This window comes from Variovorax sp. Root411 (assembly GCF_001425205.1).
Classification (GTDB): Bacteria; Pseudomonadota; Gammaproteobacteria; order Burkholderiales; family Burkholderiaceae_C; genus Variovorax.
On sequence record NZ_LMDW01000001.1, the window covers coordinates 462864 to 481053 of the forward strand.

The window sequence follows — 18190 nt, forward strand, 5'->3', positions numbered from 1 at the left end:
TACGAAGCCCGGTGAGCAACTGAATTGGGACAGGAACAGGATTTTGCCTTCAATCAATAGCCCCTCCGGCGCTCTGCCAGCGCGGTTCCGGCGCGAGCGCCTGCTGATCGTCGGATGCGGCGACGTCGGCCAGCGCGTGTCGCGCGATCTGCGCGGCCGCATGCAACTGGTGGCACTCACTTCGTCCGCCGACCGCGTGGGCGCTCTGCGCGCAGCCGGCATCCGGCCGCTGGTGGGCAATCTGGACGACGCCGCTACCCTGCGCCGGCTGGCGGGCATCGCCACGCGGGTGCTGCATCTGGCGCCGCCCGCCCGCGACGCCGGCGCCGCCTGGTGGCGCGACCAGCGCACCACCCAGCTGGTGCGGGCATTGCGCCTGCGGTCGTTGCCTTCGGCTTTCGTCTACGGTTCGACCAGCGGCGTGTACGGCGATTGCGGCGGCGCCCGCGTCGACGAAACCCGCGGCGTGCGGCCCGACACACCGCGCTCCCATCGTCGCGTAGACGCCGAGCGCGCCGTGCGCTGGCTGGGCCGCAGCGCCGGTGTGCGCGCCAGCATCCTGCGCATTCCGGGCATCTACGCCCCCGACCGCGAAAACGGCACCCCGCGCGGCCGCCTGCAGCGCGGCACGCCCGTGCTGCGGCGCGAGGACGACGTCTACACGAGCCACATCCATGCCGACGACCTCGCGCGCGCCTGCGTGGCGGCCCTGTTCCGCGGCAAGCCGCAGCGCATCGTGCATGCCTCGGACGACACCGAACTGCGCATGGGCGACTACGTCGACCTGGCCGCCGACCTCTATGGCATGCCCCGCCCGCCACGCGTGGCCCGCGGCGAGGCCGAGCGGCAATTGCCGCTGCAATTGCTGAGTTTCATGGGGGAATCGCGCCGGCTGGACAACAAGCGGCTCAAGCGCGAACTGCGGGTGCGGCTGGCGCATCCGACGGTGCACACGGGCCTGCGCGAAACGACCGGATCGGCATAAGAGGGGAAGGCCCCTTCAGGGAACACCGAGGAGCCGGCTCTGCCGGGCCTCAGGTGTTTCCCCCGCCAAAGTGCGAGCGCTTGGACCGCGTGCCGGGCGTTGCCTTCGCCACGAACACCTCCCGCAGAGCGTCATTCGCGCGCGTTTGCCAGCCTGGGCCGGCGGCCTTCAGCGCTTCCAGAACGACCGCATCCAGTCGCTACCATCGCACTATGCGCGTCACCTCTCTCGCCAGCCTGCTCTTGATCGCCAGCGGCATTGCCCATGCACAGCAGGTCTATCGATGCGGCAATCAATACAGCAGCGAGCCCTGTGGCCGCGGAGGAGGGCGGGTCGTTGACGTGTCGCCCCCGGTGCGCAACCTCGATTCAGCCGGCGCCTCCCAGGTGTTCCTCTGCGTCGGCAACAGCGGCGGACGGTTCTGGTCGCCGAGCCACTGCCGCGAGCGTAGCGCTCTGGTAGAGCGAATCGAGTCGGTCCCGGCCGGGCTGCCGTGGGAGCAGCAGGTGCAGATCGCCGACCAGCAGGCCAGACAAGGCTACGCGGTCCAGCAACAGGCCATGCAGCAGCGCGCTTCCAGCGCGCCGGGCGTGACGGGCGCCAGTGGCGATACCTCAAGCTGCGCGTACTTCAATCAACAGGTGGAGTACTACGACCGCTTGGCGCGACAGCCGCAGAGTGGCGCGTCACAGGGATGGATCGCCGAGCAGCGCAAGGCAGTTCGAGATCAGCAGTTCAGAGCGAGGTGCTGAGCGTTGGTGGATGGGGAATGTCAGCTCGGAGAGCGAAGCGGCAATGGCTCCTGCGGCGCCGCTTACGGGAGAGCCGCTGACACCGCCGCGCGCAGCGCTAGCAAGTAGCTGTCAATACCAAACCCGCAGATCTGGCCTCTGACGATGTCGGCAAACACCGAGTGGTGGCGAAAGGGCTCGCGTGCATGGATGTTCGACATGTGCAGTTCGACCACTGGCACCGTCAGGATTGCCAAGGCGTCGCGGATGCCGTAGCTGTAGTGCGTCCATGCGCCGGCGTTGATCAGCACGGCATCCACGCCGTCGGCAAAGCCTCGGTGGATGCGCTCGCACATCGCGGCCTCGCTATTGGTTTGGAAGCTCTCGATCTCGGCGTCGAGCTCGCTGCCGAGCGCCTGAAGTCGCGCGTCGATCTCGGCCAGTGTGACGGTGCCGTACTGCACCGGATCGCGCTTGCCGAACATGTTGTGGTTGATGCCGTGCAGCATGAGGATTTTCATGGTGTCACCTCTTCATCAGACCAGTGGGATCGTCATCCGATCGATGACCGCGCGCGTGTCGGGACGCACGCCGCGCCACCATGCGAAGGCCTCCGCCGCCTGCTCGACCAGCATGCCGACGCCATCGGCCAGTTGCGGCACGCCTGTATTCCGGGCCAGGCGCAGGAAAGGCGTGAGTCCCTTACCGTAGACAAGCTCGTAGGCCAGCTTCGCACCTTTCAGCACTTCGGCGGGCACTGGCGGCAGCTCGGCCTTCAGGCTGGCAGAGGTCGCATTGACAACGATGTCGAAACGCTGGCCGGCAAGGTCATCGTAGCCCGACGCGATCACCTGGCCATAGGATGCGAAACCCTCCGCCAGCACCCGGGCGGTCGCCGGCGTGCGATTCGCCACGACAAGCTCGGATGGCTGTTGCGCAAGGAACGGCAGCAGCGCACCGCGCGCGGCGCCGCCCGCGCCGAGCAACAGCACGCGCGCGCCCTTCATCGCGACGCCAAGGTTTCGCGTGATGTCGGCGACCAGGCCGACGCCGTCGAAGTTGTCCGCATAAATGCGGCCGCCCTCGAACTTCAGTGCGTTGGTGGCACCGGCAAGCTCGGCCCGCTCGAGCCTGTCGGTTGCAAGCTCGAAAGCCTGCAGCTTGAACGGCGCAGTGACGTTCATGCCACGGCCGCCGGCCTCGCGAAACGCATGCACGGCCCCGGCAAATCCGTCGAGGGGGCCCTCGATTGCGCTGTAGCCGATGTCCTGGCCCGTGGCCTGCGCGAAGCTGCGGTGGATCACGGGCGACTTGGTGTGCCCGATGGGATTGCCGATGACGGCGTAGCGGTCGGTCATGATGTTCGTCTCCTCACTTGCCGTAGAGCACGCCATCGGCCTGCATGGCAGCGATCTGCGCATTGCTGAAGCCCAGGCTGGCGGCCACCTCGGCGTTGTGTTCGCCCAGGTCGGGCGCTACCTGTGTCTGCGTGGTGTCGCAGCCGGAGAACCGGAACGGCAGGTTGGGCAGGCGGATCGTTCCCAGCGCCGGATGCTGCTGCTCCACGACCATGCCGCGCGCCTGGATCTGCGGGTCGGCCAGCACCTCGTCGATGCGCTGCACCTTGGCGCAGGGCACGTCGATCGCGTCGAGCAAGCTCAGCACCTCCGCGACCGGGCGGGCTTCCACCCAGGCCCGGACCACCGGCAGGATCTCCAGCCGGTTCGCGTTGCGGCCGACCGAGGTGTGATAGCGCGTGTCGTCGCCGAAGCCGGCCGGGCCGCCGGTCTGCGCCACCAGTGCGGCGAAGCGTTTCCAGGCATCGTCGACCTGCGCCGCAATCACCAGGTCGCCGTCCTGCGCGCGGAACACGCCATAAAGCGTGGAATTGGGCATGTCGTGGCCGGTCTGCACGGGCACTTCCTTGCCGCCCGACAGGGTGTAGCACTGCACCGCGTACTCATGCATCGAGACGAGCGTGTCGTACAGCGCCATGTCGATGTGCTGCCCCTGGCCCGACTTCACGCGACCGAGGAGAGCCGCGTTGATCGCGGCCACCGCGTGGATGCCGGTGTACATGTCGCCCAGGGAGATGCGCAGCAGCGGCGGCGCCTCGCCGGGATTGCCGACCATCTGCATGATGCCGCTCTTGGCCTCGGCGATCAGGCCGAAGCCGGCGCGGTGCGAGTCGGGACCGGTGTGGCCGTAGGCCGAGATCGAGCAATAGACGAGTCCGGGATTGCGCGTTGCCAACTCCTCGTAACCTAGGCCCAGTTTCTTCAAGGCGCCGGGGCGGTAGTTCTCGACGAACACGTCGGCGCTGTCCACCAGCCGCTGCATCAGTTCGTTGCCGCGCGGGTCCTTGGTGTTGACGCACAACCCCTTCTTGCCCATGTTCTGCTGCAGGAAGTAGCCGCTGTGCTCACCGACGAACCAGGCGTGCTGGCGACCGGCGTCGCCGGTACCCGGCCGCTCGACCTTGATGACCTCCGCACCGAGCGCCGCCAGGCAGCGGCCCACATAGGGGCCGGCCAGGAAGTGGCTGTAGTCGACGACGCGGATGCCAGCCAGCGGCAGCGCCTGCCGGGCGCTCACTGGATAACCTTCGCGCAGCAGCGCTTCGGTATTCGCCTTCGGAGCGGCCGGGCGGCTCATGCGGCCCTCCTGGGAACCATCACGCGGTGCTCGCCCTTCTGCACCACTTCATCTCGCTGGTTGAGGAGCTCTGACGGCAGCACCAGGATGCCCCAGCCAGGTCGGCTGTTCGATTCACGCTTGGTGCCGACGTGGAATTTCACGCGCACGGTATCGCCAAGCTTGATGGGGCCGACGAAGCTCCATTCCCAGCCCAGCGACATGCCGGGCATGAAGCGCATGTCACTCTTCGTCTTGAGTCCGTCGGCGATCGACAGGCCGAACAGGCCATGAGCAACGCGCGTGCCGAAGGGCGTGGTGCGTGCGTACGCTTCGTCAGTGTGCACGGGCGTGTGGTCGCCGGTGAGGTCGGCATATGCCATCACGCGGGCTTCGGTGACTTCGTAGGGCGGGCTGACGCATTCTTCGCCGACGATGGCGTCATCCCAATATTTGTCTTCGATGGGGGGCATGGTGTCTCTCTGTGAAGTGGGGTGTTCAGGCACGGGGATTGACGGCCAGGGCCTGCGCGACCGAGCCCGCGCTGGCCTGGATGAATTCGACGGCGAGGCCGTCAGGCAGGCGCAGCCAGTTGCGGCCCTGCGGCATTTCGGTGACGCCGAAGGCCTGCGCCGCGGCGAGCACCGCTTCGAGGTCCTCGCACATCACGCCGAGATGGCCAAGGCGACCCTCGGGACCTGCGTAGTCGGGCTTGGCCATGAACTGCATGCCGCCCAGCGTCCAGTACTGGATCGGCTCCTCCGCCGTGCCTTGCAGCTCGCGCATCGTCATGCCGCACACGTCGTGGAAGAACTTGATGTGCCAGTGGATGTCCTTCACCCAGATCGCGATGTGCTCGACGTAGGCCTTCGGTGCGGTGCTCATTTCGCCTCCATGCGGCGTTCGATGCCTTTGATGGCAGCGACCAGCGTCTGGTTGACCGGCGTCGGCACGTTGTACTTCTGGCCATTTCGCACCACCGATCCGTTGATGAAGTCGATCTCGGTGATCGACCCCTTCTCCAGGCTTTGCAGCATCGAGGTCTTGAATTCGTACGGCAGACCTTCGGCGGCCATCACCCATGCGTCGCGCGGTTCCTTGATCGACAGGGCGACGCCGCTGGCCCTGGCAACCGCCATGGCTTCGGCGACTGCCGCTATGGCCGTGGCTTCGATCTCCGGCACTGCATAGAGGCTTCCGTAGACCTGTCCCGTGATCCCGCTCAGCGCGCCCGTGGAAACGTTGATGAGAAGCTTGTCCCACATCACGCCCATGATGTTGTCGCTGACCTCGCAGGGCAGCGCGGCGCGCTCGAACTCGGCGGCGATTGCCTTGGCGCGTTCGCTGATGGAGCCGCCGAGCTCGCCGATCACCGTGCGTTTGCCGCGCGTGCCGGCAACGATCTGGCCAGGGCCCAGCAGCACGCCTCCCACGTAGGTCTTGCCTGCCAGCACCCGCTCGCGGCCCACCGCCTCGGACAGGATTTCTTCATGGCCCATGCCGTTCTGCAGCGACATGACGGCCGTGCCAGGCCCGACGATGCCCTTGGCGCCTTCGATGGCTGAACGCGTGTGGAATGACTTGACCAGCACGACTACCAGGTCGGCGGGCTCCAGCCCGCTGCTGTCCGGTGCCGCGCGAACCTTGACGACGCGCTCGGTGTCGCCGTCCTTCATGCGCAGGCCATCGCGGTTGATCGCGTCGACGTGCGCCTTGAAGGGGTCGATCAGCGTGACATCCGACCCCGCCGCCGCGAGTGTCCCGCCAATGGCGCAACCCAGTGCACCGGCGCCAAGAAAGTAGATCTTCATGCGTGTCTCCGTTGGAATGCCTCGACGATAGGTTTCGGCCTTCATTTGCGCCATGACATGGATGAAATGATCTACATTCCATTTTGAAATGAACCTCGACGACGACACCGATGGCGGCACCGCGCTTCTCAGCGTCAAGCTGCTGCGCCTCTTCGATCTGCTCTACAGCACGAACAGCGTGACGCGCGCCGCCGAACAACTCGGCCAGAGCCAGCCAACGGTGAGCAACTGGCTCGGGCGGCTGCGCAGGCAGTTGGGGGACGAGCTTTTCGTGCGCACGGCCGCCGGCATGCAGGCCACGCCACGTGCAGAGGAACTGATCGTGCCGGCGCGTGAAGCGCTGGCATCGCTGCGACGCCTTGCCGCGCCCGCGGAGGCCTTCGACCCGTCGAGTGCGACGCGCCGATTTCGCATCTGCATGACGGACGCCAGCCACATCACGCTGCTGCCGCGTTTGCTGGCCCACGTGCGCGCAGTGGCGCCGGGTGTGAGGCTGGAAGCGGCGCGTATCGACGAGCAGAGCGCACAAGCGCTGCAATCCGGCCAGGCGGACCTGGCCATTGGCTTGGTGCCCTGGCTGGAGTCAGGCTTCTATCAGCAGGTGCTGTATCCGCAGGACTGGGTGTGCCTGGTCAATGCCGCCCATCCGCGCATCGGCCGCAAGAGCCTTGGCCTGCGGGACTACAAGACGGAGGCGCACATCGGCATCGTCGGTGGCACCGGCGTTCAGTTGCTGGATGCGGCTTTGTTGCGGCATCGCGTGGAGCGCCGCGTCCTGCTGGAAATTCCGGGCTTCCTGGGCCTCGCCGCCATCGTGTCGACCACCGACCTGGTTGCCACCGTGCCGCGCCACATCGGCGAGACACTGGCGCGCGCCAACGAGCTGAAAGTGTTCGATTGCCCGGTGCCGGTACCGCCTTTCACGGTCAAGCAGCACTGGCACGCGCGCTACCACCAAGACCCGGCCAACCGCTGGCTTCGGGGATTGTGCGAAGACTTGTTTGCGAAGAAGCCAGCCAAACCGGCGGCGAAACAGAACCGCGTGCCCTGACTCATCTCAGTCGGGCTTGTTCTCCTCCCACGGCCAGCCTGGATTGTCACCATCGAGGACGCCCGGAACGCTGAAGCACATCCCGAAGGTTTGCCGTCCGTTTGCGATTGCGCAATCTCAACGAGGCAAGCCAGCGGAATCGATGCGCAGGGTCAATAAGTCGTCTGATCATCGCTGTTCAAACGATGCCCGGAAAGAGGACTGCGCAATGTGGCATTTGGAAACACAACTGCCTGCGTGCTACAGGTGACACACCATCACGGCGCTGCGAATGTCCTACTTGCTACAGGACAGGGGTGCTCTGTTTGCGGAATGTGTCGTGGAACGCCTCGGTCTTGTCAGCGAGCGCTATCGGGGCGCGTGTCTGAAACCGTGGTGCCCGGGGCCGGAATCGAACCGGCACGCCTTTCGGCGGGGGATTTTGAGTCCCCTGCGTCTACCAATTTCACCACCCGGGCAGGGTTCTGAACGAAGCCTAAAATTATGGCACAGTGGCTGCCATGAATTATCCGACGATCGAAGACGCCATCGGCAAGACCCCCCTGGTCGCCCTGCAACGCATCCACGCCGCAGAAAACGCCAAGCGCGGCAACGTGATTCTCGGCAAGCTCGAAGGCAACAATCCCGCAGGTTCGGTCAAGGACCGGCCGGCCCTCTCGATGATCAAGCGCGCCGAGGAGCGCGGCGAGATCAAGCCCGGCGACACCCTGATCGAAGCCACCTCCGGCAACACCGGTATCGCGCTGGCCATGGCCGCGGCCATCAAGGGCTACCGCATGGTGTTGATCATGCCGGAGGACCTCTCGATCGAACGCGCACAGACCATGAAGGCCTTCGGCGCCGAGCTTGTGCTCACGCCCAAGAGCGGCGGCATGGAATACGCCCGCGATCTCGCCGAGCAGATGGTGGCGCAGGGCAAGGGCCGGGTGCTCGACCAGTTCGCCAACCCCGACAACCCGCGCATCCACTACGAGACCACTGGGCCCGAGATCTGGGCCGACACCAAGGGCAAGATCACGCACTTCGTGAGTGCCATGGGCACCACCGGCACCATTACCGGCGTGTCGCGCTTCCTCAAGGAGAAGAACCCGGCAGTGCGCATCATCGGCGCGCAGCCGGCCGAAGGCTCGCGCATTCCGGGCATCCGCAAGTGGCCCGCCGAGTACATGCCGAAGATCTACGACCCGAGTTGCGTCGATGAAGAAATCAGCGTGAGCCAGGACGATGCCGAAGAAATGTGCCGACGCCTCGCGCGCGAAGAAGGCATCTTCGGCGGCATCTCGGCGGCTGGTGCGCTGTGGGCCGCGCTCGAAGTGGCGAAGACGGTAGAGAACGCCACCATCGTGTTCGTGGTCTGCGATCGCGGCGACCGCTATCTCTCCACCGGCGTCTTCCCCGCCTGACAAGGCTCGCCCCAGGCTATGCGCACTTCGTGTCGCTTCGCCAACCCCCTCCAGGGGCAACATCGGCAGCCCGGCAAAGCCGGTTCTGCGATGTTTCTGGAAGAAGCCACGATCCAACTACAAGAACGCTGAGAAAAACCCCATGTCCCATCCCAAGTTCTGCCAGGTCTGTGCCACGCCTCTCGAATGGATTGCGTTGATGGAAGACGGCGGCCCCAAGGAGCGCCTGCGCTGCCCCAACTGCGGCCACACGCACTGGAACAACCCCACCCCCGTGCTCGCGGCCATCGTCGAGTACCGCGGCCAGGTGCTGCTGGCGCGCAATGCGGCATGGCCCGGCAAGATGTTCGCGCTGATCACCGGCTTCATGGAAGCCGGCGAGACGCCCGAGGAGGGCATTGCGCGCGAGGTGAAGGAAGAAACCAACCTCGACATCAGCGCCGCGAAGATCGTCGGCGCCTACGACTTCCAGCGCATGAACCAGATCATCATCGCGTATCACGTGGTGGCCGATGGCGAGGTGAAGCTGTCGCCCGAGCTGGTGGACTACCGCCTCTACGATCTGCCCGACCTCAAATGCTGGCCCGCTGGCACCGGCTATGCGCTGGCCGACTGGCTGCGCACGCGCGGGCACGAGCCCGTGTTTTTTACTGCCGCGGAAAACGAAGAGCGCCGCCGCGGCCTGAACCTGCCGCCGGAGCCGGGCAATGCAAGTTGATCGCGAGCTCGACACGCGCGGGCTGAACTGCCCGCTGCCGATCCTCAAGGCGAAGAAATCGCTCAACGAGATGGCGAGCGGGCAATTGCTGAAGGTGGTGTCGACCGATCCCGGATCGATCCGCGACTTTCAGGCCTTTGCGCGCCAGACGGGCAACGAGCTGATGGAGCAAGAGACGGTGGGCAGCGACTTCATCCACGTGCTGAAGCGGCGCTGACCAAGAGAAAAGAAAAGGGCCGCGTCAGCGGCCCTTCCTTCGTGCACGATGGCGCTCGACGAAGCGACTACAGCTTCAGGCTCTTGAGGTACTCGCGAAACTCCGCGCCCACCTCGGGGTGCGCCAGCGCCAGTTCCACCGACGCCTGCAGGAAGCCTTCCTTGCTGCCGCAGTCGTACCGGATGCCCTTGTACGAGTAGGCGTAGACCGATTCCTTCTTCATCAGCGCCGCGATGCCGTCGGTCAGCTGGATCTCGCCGCCCGCGCCCTTGGGCTGGTTGCGGATCTCGTCGAACACGCCCGGCGTGAGGATGTAGCGGCCGGCCACGCCCAGGCGCGAGGGCGCGTCTTCGGGCTTGGGCTTCTCGACCATGCGGTTGACCTTCACCAGGCCTTCTTCGATCACCTCTCCGGCCACGATGCCGTAGCGCTTGACGTGCGCCAGCGGCACTTCCTGCACCGCGAGCAGCGAGCCGCCGAGGCGGCTGAACGCCGCGGTCATCTGCGCCAGCACAGGCTGGCCGCCTTCGGGGCCGACCATCAGGTCGTCTGCCAGCAGCACGGCGAAGGGTTCGTTGCCCACAAGGTGTTCGGCGCACAGCACGGCGTGGCCCAGGCCCAGCATGCGTGGCTGGCGCACGTAAGAGCAGGTCATGTCGTCGGGCATCACCGACCGGGCGATGTTGAGCAGCGCATCCTTGCCGCTGGCTTCGAGCTGGCTTTCAAGTTCGTAGGCCGTGTCGTAGTGATCTTCGATCGCACGCTTGTTGCGACCGGTCACAAAAATCATGTCGCGGATGCCCGCTGCATAGGCTTCTTCGACCGCGTACTGAATCAGTGGCTTGTCGACCACGGGCAGCATTTCCTTCGGCTGTGCCTTGGTGGCTGGCAGGAAGCGAGTACCAAAGCCTGCAACGGGGAATACGGCCTTGCGGATGCGGGTCGAGGAAGTGGACATGGGCAGTACAGCGTCTTTCTTCAAAGGGGGACCGCAGGATGCGGTAGAGCGCGGTGCGAAACCGCTTCTGGCATCCTAAACGCGTTCCCGGCCCTGCGTGTGTCAGCCAAGACGCACAAGCTGATCGCGCAAACGCTCCAGCATGGCCGTGAAGTCAGCCAGGCGTTTGCGTTCCTGCTCGATCACCGCCGGCGGCGCCTTCGCAACGAAGGCTTCGTTGCCGAGCTTGCCGTGCACCTTCGCGATCTCGCCTTCGATGCGCGCGATTTCCTTACCGATGCGAAGCATCTCGGCCGCCTTGTCGATCTCCATGTGCAGGCACAGGCGCGCAGCCCCGACCACCGCCACGGGCGCCGCCTCGGCCGCGGCCGACCACGAAGCCTCGTCGTCGAAGACCTTCACTTCCTTGAGCTTGGCGAGTGCCTGCAGCACTGGTGCCGATTCGCGCAGGAAGGCCGCGCCCTCGGCATCGTCGGCCACCGCATAGAGCGGCAGGCGCGTGGCAGGCGACACGTTCATCTCGCCGCGCAGCGTGCGGCATGCATCGACCAGCGCCTTCAGCCGCGCCACGTGCGCCTCGGCCGCCTCGTCGATCTTCTCGGGCTGGCTCTTCGGATAGGTGGCGACCATGATCGACTCGCCCTCACGCCCTGCAACCTTCGACACCTTCTGCCACAACTCTTCCGTGATGAACGGAATCACCGGATGCGCGAGGCGCAGCAGCGTTTCGAGCGTGCGGATCAGCGTGCGGCGCGTGGCGCGCTTCTGCGCGTCGTCGCCGGTCTGGATCTGCACCTTGGCGATTTCCAGGTACCAGTCGCAGAACTCGTCCCAGGCGAACTGATAGATCGCATTGGCCACGTTGTCGAGGCGGTATTCCTCGAAGCCCTTGGCCACTTCGGCCTCGACGCGCTGCAGCTGCGACACGATCCAGAAGTCGGCACGGCTGAACTTCAGGTAGCCGTGGGCCTTGCCGCCAACCTTGCAGTCTTCCTTCGTGTGCTCCAGCAGGCCGCAGTCCTGGCCTTCGCAGTTCATCAGCACGAAGCGCGTGGCGTTCCACAGCTTGTTGCAGAAGTTGCGATAGCCCTCGCAGCGCTTCGAATCGAAGTTGATGCTGCGGCCCAGCGAGGCCAGCGACGCGAAGGTGAAGCGCAGCGCATCGGCGCCGAAGGCCGGAATGCCGTCCGGAAACTCCTTCTGCGTGTTCTTGCGAACAGCGGGCGCCGTCTCGGGCTTGCGCAGGCCTTGCGTGCGCTTGTCGAGCAGTTCGGGCAGCTGGATGCCGTCGATCAGGTCCACCGGGTCGAGCACGTTGCCTTCCGACTTGCTCATCTTCTTGCCCTGTGCATCGCGCACGAGGCCGTGGATGTACACATGCTTGAACGGCACCTTGCCGGTGAAATGCTTGGTCATCATGATCATCCGGGCGACCCAGAAGAAGATGATGTCGTAGCCCGTCACGAGCACCTGCGAGGGCAGGTACAGCTCCAGGTCCTTCGTCTTCTCGGGCCAGCCCAGCGAAGAGAAGGGCACCAGCGCCGCCGAGTACCAGGTGTCGAGCACGTCCTCGTCGCGCGTGAGCTTCTTGCCCGGCGCCTTGGCCTGTGCGTCGGCCTCGGTCTCGGCCACGTACACCTTGCCTTCCTCGTCGTACCAGGCCGGAATCTGGTGGCCCCACCAGAGCTGGCGCGAAATCGTCCAGTCCTGGATGTTCTCCATCCAGTGGTTGTAGGTATTGACCCAGTTCTCGGGCACGAAGCGCACCTCGCCCGACTTCACCACGTCGATGGCCTTCTGCGCGATCGACTGGCCATCGGCGCCGGGGCGCGTCATGGCCACGTACCACTGGTCGGTGAGCATCGGTTCGACGATGGCGCCCGAGCGCGCGCAGCGCGGCACCATCAGCTTGTGCTTCTTCACCTCGACGAGCAGGCCGAGTGCGTCGAGGTCGGCCACGATGGCCTTGCGCGCCACGAAGCGGTCCATGCCGCGGTATTTTTCGGGCGCGTTGTCGTTGATGGTCGCGTCCAGCGTCAGCACGCCGATCATCTCGAGCTTGTGGCGCTGGCCGACGGCGTAGTCGTTGTAGTCGTGGGCCGGAGTCACCTTCACCACGCCGGTGCCGAATTCCTTGTCGACGTAGTCGTCGGCAATGATGGGGATCAGCCGGTCCACCAGCGGCAGCTTCACGCGCTGGCCGATCAGGTGCTTGTAGCGCTCGTCTTCGGGGTGCACCATCACGGCCGTGTCGCCGAGCATGGTCTCGGGCCGCGTTGTGGCCACGGTCAGCGTGCCGCTGCCGTCTTCCAGCGGATAGGCGATGTGCCAGAGCGAGCCGTCTTCCTCTTCGCTTTCGACTTCGAGGTCGCTCACCGAGGTCTTGAGCACCGGGTCCCAATTGCCCAGGCGCTTGCCGCGGTAGATCAGGCCTTCTTCATACAGCTTCACGAAGGTCTGCGTGACGACCTTCGAGAGGTCGTCGTCCATCGTGAAGTATTCGCGGCTCCAGTCCACCGTATCGCCCATGCGGCGCATCTGCTCGGTGATGGTGTTGCCCGACTTCTCTTTCCACTCCCACACGCGCGCCACGAAGTTCTTGCGGCCCAGGTCATGGCGGCTGAGCTTCTGCTCCTGCAGCTGGCGCTCCACCACGATCTGCGTGGCGATGCCCGCGTGGTCGGTGCCCGGCAACCACAGCGTGTTGTCGCCCTTCATGCGGTGATAGCGCGCGAGGCTGTCCATGATCGTCTGGTTGAACGCATGGCCCATGTGCAGCGTGCCCGTCACGTTGGGCGGCGGCAGCTGGATCGCGAACGAATCGGCGCCTTCCTTCGGTTGCTGCGTGCCTCTGAAGCCGGCCTTGGCGTAGCCGCGCTTCTCCCATTCGGGGCCCCAGTGCGCCTCGATGGCGGTGGGCTCGAACGATTTGGAAAGGCTGTCCAGGCCAGGCTGGGCGGGAGAAGTGGTGGGTTCGCTCATGGGAAATACGGAACGGCCCTTCAGGGAGCCGTGGGGAGACAGGGTGGGATAGCCCGCGATTTTACCGGCGCTGCCCGGCGTCACGGCAGCCACTGATAATTCCGCCATGCTGTTCCTGCTTTCCCCTGCGAAGTCGCTCGACTACGACACTCCGGTTCCCTCCGAAATCCCCGCCACCCAACCTCATTTCGAAAGTCCGCGCGGCCCCTCGGTCGAGCTGATCAAGCTGCTGCGCGAGAAGTCGCCGCAGCAAATTTCAGAGCTGATGCACCTGTCGGACAAGCTCTCCGCCCTGAACGTGGCCCGCTACCAAGCCTGGTCCGGCAAGAGCACCGAGAAGAACGCCCGCCAGGCCGCCTTCGCCTTCGACGGCGACGTCTACGGTGGCCTCGATGCCCGCACGCTCACCAAGGGGCAGCTGGCCTGGGCGCAGGACCACGTCTGCATCCTCAGCGGCCTCTACGGCCTGCTGCGCCCGCTCGACCTGCTGCAGCCCTACCGCCTCGAGATGGGCACGCAACTGACCAACCGCCACGGCAAGGACCTTTACGCCTTCTGGGGTTCGCGCATCGCCGAGCATCTCAACGAGCGCCTCGCGGCCGACCGCACGCCGGTGGTCGTCAACGTGGCCTCGCAGGAATACTTCAAGTCGGTCGACAAGAAGGTGCTCAAGGCGCGCGTGGTCGAATGCGTGTTCGAGGAGTGGAAGGGCGACAGGTACAAGATCGTGAGCTTCTTCGCCAAGCGCGCGCGCGGCCTGCTGGCGCGCTGGGCCGTGCAGCACAAGGCGGCCACGCCCAAGGCACTGGAAAAGTTCGACCTCGAGGGTTATGGTTTCGATGCCCAGGTATCGACAGCCGAAAGGCTGGTGTTCAGGAGGAAACCAGGTTGACCCCCAGTCTTCGCGCACTTCGTGTCGCTTCGCCAACCCCCTTTCAGGGGGCAACACCAGCGGCCCGGCAAAGCCGGTTCCGCGGTGTTTCTGGAATGGGTCATGGTGCGTTCGTGCGTTGCGGGGCTCACCGCAGCTTGGAGGAATACTGATATGTCCCAACCGATCAGTCCGGAACTGCGCGAGTGGCTGGTGGCCCAGCTCGCGGCCGGGCACTCGGTGCCAGCGCTGCGCGCCTCCATGCGTGCGGCCGGCTGGCACGATGCCGCCGCCAATACGGCGCTGGCCCAGCTCGAGGCCGGCTTCCCCAGCGTGGAGGTGGCCCTGCCGCCCGTGCGCACCGAAATGCCCGGGCCCGACCTCGACGGTGCACCGCTGTATCTCGATGCGGGCGATCGCCGCGTGCAGGTGCTGCAGACCATGCGGCACCCGCGTGTCGTCGTGTTCGGCAACCTGCTGTCGGCCGAGGAGTGCGAAGGCCTGATCGCCGCCGCGCGCGTTCGGCTCGCACGTTCGCTCACCGTGGAGACCCGTACCGGCGGCGAGGTGCTCAACGTCGACCGCACCAGCGACGGCATGTTCTTCGAACGCGGCGAGAACGAGATCGTCGCGCGGCTGGAGCAGCGCCTCGCCACGCTGCTGCGCTGGCCGCTCGAATTCGGCGAGGGCCTGCAGATCCTGCGCTATGCCCCCGGCGCGCAGTACCGCCCGCACTACGACTACTTCGACCCCGGCGAACCCGGCACGCCCACCATCCTCAAGCGTGGCGGCCAGCGCGTCGCCACGCTCGTGATGTACCTGCAGGAGCCCGAAGGCGGCGGCGCCACCACCTTCCCCGACGTGGGCCTCGAAGTGGCTCCCGTGCGCGGCTGCGGCGTGTTCTTCAGCTACGACCGGCCCGACCCCGTCACTCGCACGCTGCACGGCGGCGCGCCGGTGCTGGCGGGCGAGAAGTGGGTCGCCACCAAGTGGCTGCGCGAGCGCGAATTCAAGTAAGCAAGAAACCGATGAAAGTCACCGCCAACGGCCTGCAGATCGAAGTCGACGACACCGGAGGCGAGGGACGCCCCGTGATCCTGCTCATCATGGGCCTGGGCATGCAGCTGGTCGCATGGCCAACGGGCTTCGTGCAACAGCTGGTCGAGGCGGGTTTTCGCGTGGTGCGCCACGACAACCGCGACATCGGCCTGAGCCAGGGCTTCGACCATGCCGGCGTAGGCAACCTGGTGTGGGAAACGATTCGCCACCGCCTGGGCCTGCAGGTTCGCTCCGCCTACACGCTGCAGGACATGACGCTCGATTCGCTCGGTGTGCTCGATGCGCTGGGCATTGAAAGGGCCCACATCGTCGGTGCTTCGATGGGCGGCATGATCGCCCAGCGCATGGCCGCCACCGCGCCGCAGCGCACGGCAAGCCTCGTGAGCATCATGAGTTCGAGCGGCGCGCGCGGCCTGCCCGGGCCGCGCCGCGAAGTCGCCTCCATGCTCATGCGCCGTCCGGTGGGCCGCGACGAGGCCGCGCTGGTTGCGCACAGCATCCGGCTGCTGCGGCTCATCCAGAGCCCCGCCTACCCGCAGAGCGACGAGGAACTGGCCGAGCGCCTCACCTTCAGCATGCGGCGCGCATACCGCCCTGCCGGCCTGATGCGGCAGATGCTGGCCATCGGCGCCGACGCCGACCGGCCCCAGGTGCTGCCGCGCATCCAGTCGCCCGCGCTGGTGCTGCACGGCGATGCCGACGCCCTCGTGCCCATTGCCTGCGGCGAGGACACCGCCAGGCGCATTCCCGGCTCGCAGTTCGTCGCCGTTCCCGGCATGGGCCACGACCTTCCGCCCGAGGTGTGCACCATCCTCGCCCAACACATTGCTCCGTTCGCGCATGCGGCGGATGCCAGAAACGCCACACCATGAGCCACGACCCGAACCCCAACACGCCCGAGCAGTCGCAGCTCGGCCGCGCCTCGGCATACGCCGACCGCTACGACCCCACGCTGCTGTTTCCCATCGCGCGTGCCACGCAGCGCGAGGCCATGGGCATCAGGCCCGATACCTTGCCCTTCTTCGGCGCCGACCTCTGGACCGCGTTCGAAGTGAGCTGGCTCAACCCGCGCGGCAAGCCGCAGCTGGCCATCGCGCACTTCACCATTCCGTGCGAGACGCCCAACATCATCGAGAGCAAGAGCTTCAAGCTGTATCTCAACAGCTTCAACAACAGCCAGTTCGCGAGCGCCGATGCGGTGCGCGAATTGCTGCGCACCGACCTCGCCGAAGCCGCGTGGCGCGGCAGCGAGCAGTCGGGCGGCATCGGCGTGAAGCTGATGGCGCCCGACATGTTCGACCGTGAACCGGTGCACGAACTCGACGGCCTCGACCTCGACCGCCTCGACATCGAGTGCACCCACTACCAGCCCGCGCCGGAGCTGCTGAGCAGCGACGCCACGCAGGTGCATGTGAACGAAACCTTCACCAGCCGCCTGCTCAAGAGCAACTGCCTCGTCACCGGCCAGCCCGACTGGGGCAGCGTGCAGATCCGCTACAGCGGCCCGCCCATCGACCAGGCCGGGCTGTTGGCGTACATCGTGAGCTTTCGCAACCACAACGAGTTTCACGAGCCGTGTGCCGAGCGCATGTTCACGGACATCTGGAGCCGCTGCAAGCCGACCAAGCTCGCGGTGTTTGCGCGCTACACGCGGCGCGGCGGGCTGGACATCAATCCGTTCCGCACGAGCTGGCCGCAGGCGCTGCCGGCGAACATCCGGACGGCGCGGCAGTAGGCACAGACCTGGGAGCGAGCAGGGCTGAAGCCCCTCTTCGGAATTCAGAAACTCGCTCCCCGCCCCCTGTGGCATTCTGGATCGACCCCGCGAACCCGCGGTCGAACATCCGGAGCAGAGACAAAATGGTTGAAGGAAAAGTGGTCGTCGTCACCGGCGCGGGCGGCGGCATCGGGCGCGACATCGCGCTCGCCATGGCGAAGAACGGCGCCAAGGTCGTGGTCAACGACATCGGTGCCGCGCTCGATGGCGGGGGTGGCAGCGCCGGCCCCGCGCAGCAGGTGGTCGACGAGATCCGCGCGGCCGGCGGGCAGGCCGTGCCCAACACCGACAACGTGGCCGACGCCGCCAGCGCCGCGCGCATCGTGCAGTGCGCCGTCGACAGCTTCGGCCGCATCGACGCGGTGGTCAACAACGCCGGCATCCTGCGCGACCGCTTCTTCCACAAGATGTCGGTCGACGAGTGGGATTCGGTGCTCAAGGTGCATCTGTACGGCTCGTACTACGTGAGCCGCGCGGCCGCCACGCACTTCAAGGAGCAGAACGCGGGTGCGATGGTGCACATGACCTCGACCTCGGGGCTCATCGGCAACTTCGGGCAGGCGAACTACTCGGCCGCCAAGCTCGGCATCGTCGCGCTGTCGAAGTCGATCGCGCTCGACATGCAGAAATTCAACGTGCGCTCCAACTGTATCGCGCCCTTTGCCTGGAGCCGCATGATCGGTGCCATTCCGACCGACACCGACGAGCAGCGCGCCCGCGTCGACAAGATCAAGCAGATGACGCCGGCCAAGGTCGCGCCCCTGGCGGTGTACCTCGCGAGCGATGCGGCTGGTGCGGTCAACGGCCAGATCTTCTCGGTGCGCAACAACGAAATTTCGCTCATCAGCCAGCCGCGCCCGGTGCGTTCCATCCACCGCGCCGAGGGCTGGACGCCGCAGAGCATCGCCGAGCACGCCATGCCCGCAATGCGCGCGAGCTTCTATCCGCTCGACCGCTCGGCCGACGTGTTCAGCTGGGACCCGGTCTGAGGAC

At 66.0% G+C, this 18190-nt stretch carries 20 protein-coding genes and 1 tRNA gene; 11 read left to right on the forward strand and 10 right to left on the reverse strand.

All coding sequences use genetic code 11. From position 1 onward, the window contains the following. Positions 1-43 precede the first annotated feature (43 nt). Positions 44-985, forward strand: a complete 942-nt coding sequence (locus ASC92_RS02065; protein ID WP_056509829.1) for an SDR family oxidoreductase — start codon at positions 44-46, stop codon at positions 983-985. A 49-nt stretch (positions 986-1034) separates the two neighbouring features. Here the strand turns inward: ASC92_RS02065 and ASC92_RS29545 are convergent, their stop codons facing one another. Continuing rightward, a complete protein-coding gene (locus ASC92_RS29545; protein ID WP_268810463.1) occupies positions 1035-1181 on the reverse strand; it encodes a BrnA antitoxin family protein in 147 nt (48 codons plus the stop codon). A 16-nt stretch (positions 1182-1197) separates the two neighbouring features. Here ASC92_RS29545 and ASC92_RS02070 point away from each other — a divergent pair, with 16 nt between their 5' ends. Beyond that, on the forward strand, positions 1198-1737 hold the full coding sequence (locus tag ASC92_RS02070) for a hypothetical protein (RefSeq protein ID WP_056509831.1): 540 nt from the start codon (positions 1198-1200) through the stop codon (positions 1735-1737). 62 nt (positions 1738-1799) lie between these two features. On the opposite strand, the gene aroQ is transcribed toward ASC92_RS02070, so the two are convergent. From aroQ to ASC92_RS02100, 6 genes are read right to left on the reverse strand one after another with little or no spacing between them, the layout of a single operon-like run. Beyond that, complete coding sequence (gene aroQ / locus ASC92_RS02075) at positions 1800-2237, reverse strand: type II 3-dehydroquinate dehydratase (RefSeq protein ID WP_056509833.1); 438 nt, start codon at positions 2235-2237, stop codon at positions 1800-1802. Between the two features lie 15 nt (positions 2238-2252). Next, positions 2253-3074 carry a shikimate dehydrogenase gene (aroE, locus tag ASC92_RS02080; protein ID WP_056509835.1) on the reverse strand — a complete coding sequence of 274 codons (822 nt, stop codon included), beginning with the start codon at positions 3072-3074 and terminating at the stop codon, positions 2253-2255. A 13-nt stretch (positions 3075-3087) separates the two neighbouring features. Then, positions 3088-4371, reverse strand: a complete 1284-nt coding sequence (locus ASC92_RS02085; protein ID WP_082519449.1) for a CaiB/BaiF CoA transferase family protein — start codon at positions 4369-4371, stop codon at positions 3088-3090. After that, positions 4368-4823 carry a MaoC family dehydratase gene (locus tag ASC92_RS02090; RefSeq protein WP_056509837.1) on the reverse strand — a complete coding sequence of 152 codons (456 nt, stop codon included), beginning with the start codon at positions 4821-4823 and terminating at the stop codon, positions 4368-4370. Before ASC92_RS02090 ends, ASC92_RS02085 begins: the two co-directional genes overlap by 4 nt. A 25-nt stretch (positions 4824-4848) precedes the next feature. Continuing rightward, positions 4849-5235: a VOC family protein gene (locus ASC92_RS02095; protein WP_056509839.1), complete on the reverse strand. Its 387-nt coding sequence runs from the start codon at positions 5233-5235 to the stop codon at positions 4849-4851. Further along, positions 5232-6161, reverse strand: a complete 930-nt coding sequence (locus ASC92_RS02100; protein WP_056509841.1) for a ketopantoate reductase family protein — start codon at positions 6159-6161, stop codon at positions 5232-5234. Before ASC92_RS02100 ends, ASC92_RS02095 begins: the two co-directional genes overlap by 4 nt. An 88-nt stretch (positions 6162-6249) precedes the next feature. On the opposite strand from ASC92_RS02100, the gene ASC92_RS02105 reads away from it, so the two are divergent. Then, entirely contained in the window at positions 6250-7212 is a 963-nt protein-coding gene (locus ASC92_RS02105; RefSeq protein WP_056509843.1) for a LysR family transcriptional regulator, read from the forward strand. 373 nt (positions 7213-7585) lie between these two features. Here the strand turns inward: ASC92_RS02105 and ASC92_RS02110 are convergent. Further along, positions 7586-7670 (reverse strand) — tRNA-Leu (locus tag ASC92_RS02110). Between the two features lie 42 nt (positions 7671-7712). On the opposite strand from ASC92_RS02110, the gene cysM reads away from it, so the two are divergent. The 3 genes from cysM to ASC92_RS02125 all read left to right on the forward strand — a co-directional run bounded on the left by cysM (position 7713) and on the right by ASC92_RS02125 (position 9550). Further along, positions 7713-8615, forward strand: coding sequence for a cysteine synthase CysM (cysM, locus tag ASC92_RS02115; RefSeq protein ID WP_056509846.1), 903 nt, complete (start codon positions 7713-7715; stop codon positions 8613-8615). A gap of 142 nt (positions 8616-8757) precedes the next feature. Further along, positions 8758-9333 carry an NUDIX domain-containing protein gene (locus ASC92_RS02120; RefSeq protein ID WP_056509848.1) on the forward strand — a complete coding sequence of 192 codons (576 nt, stop codon included), beginning with the start codon at positions 8758-8760 and terminating at the stop codon, positions 9331-9333. Further along, the gene (locus tag ASC92_RS02125; RefSeq protein WP_056509850.1) at positions 9323-9550 is read left to right on the forward strand and encodes a sulfurtransferase TusA family protein; all 228 of its coding nucleotides are present in this window, start codon (positions 9323-9325) and stop codon (positions 9548-9550) included. Before ASC92_RS02120 ends, ASC92_RS02125 begins: the two co-directional genes overlap by 11 nt. Positions 9551-9617: 67 nt before the next feature. Here ASC92_RS02125 and galU read toward each other — a convergent pair whose 3' ends face one another. After that, on the reverse strand, positions 9618-10508 hold the full coding sequence (gene galU, locus ASC92_RS02130; protein ID WP_056509852.1) for a UTP--glucose-1-phosphate uridylyltransferase GalU: 891 nt from the start codon (positions 10506-10508) through the stop codon (positions 9618-9620). A 102-nt stretch (positions 10509-10610) separates the two neighbouring features. Beyond that, the gene (locus ASC92_RS02135; RefSeq protein WP_056509854.1) at positions 10611-13490 is read right to left on the reverse strand and encodes a valine--tRNA ligase; all 2880 of its coding nucleotides are present in this window, start codon (positions 13488-13490) and stop codon (positions 10611-10613) included. Positions 13491-13596: 106 nt separating this feature from the next. Here ASC92_RS02135 and yaaA point away from each other — a divergent pair, with 106 nt between their 5' ends. The 5 genes from yaaA (at position 13597) to ASC92_RS02160 (ending at position 18186) form a co-directional block, all read left to right on the forward strand. Next, entirely contained in the window at positions 13597-14382 is a 786-nt protein-coding gene (gene yaaA, locus ASC92_RS02140) for a peroxide stress protein YaaA (RefSeq protein WP_056509856.1), read from the forward strand. Positions 14383-14535: 153 nt separating this feature from the next. Then, positions 14536-15378: a 2OG-Fe(II) oxygenase gene (locus ASC92_RS02145; RefSeq protein WP_056509858.1), complete on the forward strand. Its 843-nt coding sequence runs from the start codon at positions 14536-14538 to the stop codon at positions 15376-15378. A gap of 11 nt (positions 15379-15389) precedes the next feature. Then, complete coding sequence (locus ASC92_RS02150) at positions 15390-16292, forward strand: alpha/beta fold hydrolase (RefSeq protein ID WP_056509859.1); 903 nt, start codon at positions 15390-15392, stop codon at positions 16290-16292. Next, on the forward strand, positions 16289-17155 hold the full coding sequence (gene queF, locus ASC92_RS02155) for an NADPH-dependent 7-cyano-7-deazaguanine reductase QueF (protein WP_056509861.1): 867 nt from the start codon (positions 16289-16291) through the stop codon (positions 17153-17155). The genes ASC92_RS02150 and queF overlap by 4 nt, the downstream gene beginning before the upstream one ends. 125 nt (positions 17156-17280) lie before the next feature. Further along, positions 17281-18186 carry an SDR family NAD(P)-dependent oxidoreductase gene (locus ASC92_RS02160; RefSeq protein WP_056509863.1) on the forward strand — a complete coding sequence of 302 codons (906 nt, stop codon included), beginning with the start codon at positions 17281-17283 and terminating at the stop codon, positions 18184-18186. Positions 18187-18190 lie beyond the last annotated feature (4 nt).

What these genes read in the sequence shown, in the direction of transcription:
- ASC92_RS02070 (WP_056509831.1), top strand. Translation starts at nt 1,198, where the DNA reads ATGCGCGTCACCTCTCTCGCCAGCCTGCTCTTGATCGCCAGCGGCATT.
- aroQ (WP_056509833.1), bottom strand. Translation starts at nt 2,237, where the DNA reads ATGAAAATCCTCATGCTGCACGGCATCAACCACAACATGTTCGGCAAG.
- aroE (WP_056509835.1), bottom strand. Translation starts at nt 3,074, where the DNA reads ATGACCGACCGCTACGCCGTCATCGGCAATCCCATCGGGCACACCAAG.
- ASC92_RS02085 (WP_082519449.1), bottom strand. Translation starts at nt 4,371, where the DNA reads ATGAGCCGCCCGGCCGCTCCGAAGGCGAATACCGAAGCGCTGCTGCGC.
- ASC92_RS02090 (WP_056509837.1), bottom strand. Translation starts at nt 4,823, where the DNA reads ATGCCCCCCATCGAAGACAAATATTGGGATGACGCCATCGTCGGCGAA.
- ASC92_RS02095 (WP_056509839.1), bottom strand. Translation starts at nt 5,235, where the DNA reads ATGAGCACCGCACCGAAGGCCTACGTCGAGCACATCGCGATCTGGGTG.
- ASC92_RS02100 (WP_056509841.1), bottom strand. Translation starts at nt 6,161, where the DNA reads ATGAAGATCTACTTTCTTGGCGCCGGTGCACTGGGTTGCGCCATTGGC.
- ASC92_RS02105 (WP_056509843.1), top strand. Translation starts at nt 6,250, where the DNA reads ATGAACCTCGACGACGACACCGATGGCGGCACCGCGCTTCTCAGCGTC.
- cysM (WP_056509846.1), top strand. Translation starts at nt 7,713, where the DNA reads ATGAATTATCCGACGATCGAAGACGCCATCGGCAAGACCCCCCTGGTC.
- ASC92_RS02120 (WP_056509848.1), top strand. Translation starts at nt 8,758, where the DNA reads ATGTCCCATCCCAAGTTCTGCCAGGTCTGTGCCACGCCTCTCGAATGG.
- ASC92_RS02125 (WP_056509850.1), top strand. Translation starts at nt 9,323, where the DNA reads ATGCAAGTTGATCGCGAGCTCGACACGCGCGGGCTGAACTGCCCGCTG.
- galU (WP_056509852.1), bottom strand. Translation starts at nt 10,508, where the DNA reads ATGTCCACTTCCTCGACCCGCATCCGCAAGGCCGTATTCCCCGTTGCA.
- ASC92_RS02135 (WP_056509854.1), bottom strand. Translation starts at nt 13,490, where the DNA reads ATGAGCGAACCCACCACTTCTCCCGCCCAGCCTGGCCTGGACAGCCTT.
- yaaA (WP_056509856.1), top strand. Translation starts at nt 13,597, where the DNA reads ATGCTGTTCCTGCTTTCCCCTGCGAAGTCGCTCGACTACGACACTCCG.
- ASC92_RS02145 (WP_056509858.1), top strand. Translation starts at nt 14,536, where the DNA reads ATGTCCCAACCGATCAGTCCGGAACTGCGCGAGTGGCTGGTGGCCCAG.
- ASC92_RS02150 (WP_056509859.1), top strand. Translation starts at nt 15,390, where the DNA reads ATGAAAGTCACCGCCAACGGCCTGCAGATCGAAGTCGACGACACCGGA.
- queF (WP_056509861.1), top strand. Translation starts at nt 16,289, where the DNA reads ATGAGCCACGACCCGAACCCCAACACGCCCGAGCAGTCGCAGCTCGGC.
- ASC92_RS02160 (WP_056509863.1), top strand. Translation starts at nt 17,281, where the DNA reads ATGGTTGAAGGAAAAGTGGTCGTCGTCACCGGCGCGGGCGGCGGCATC.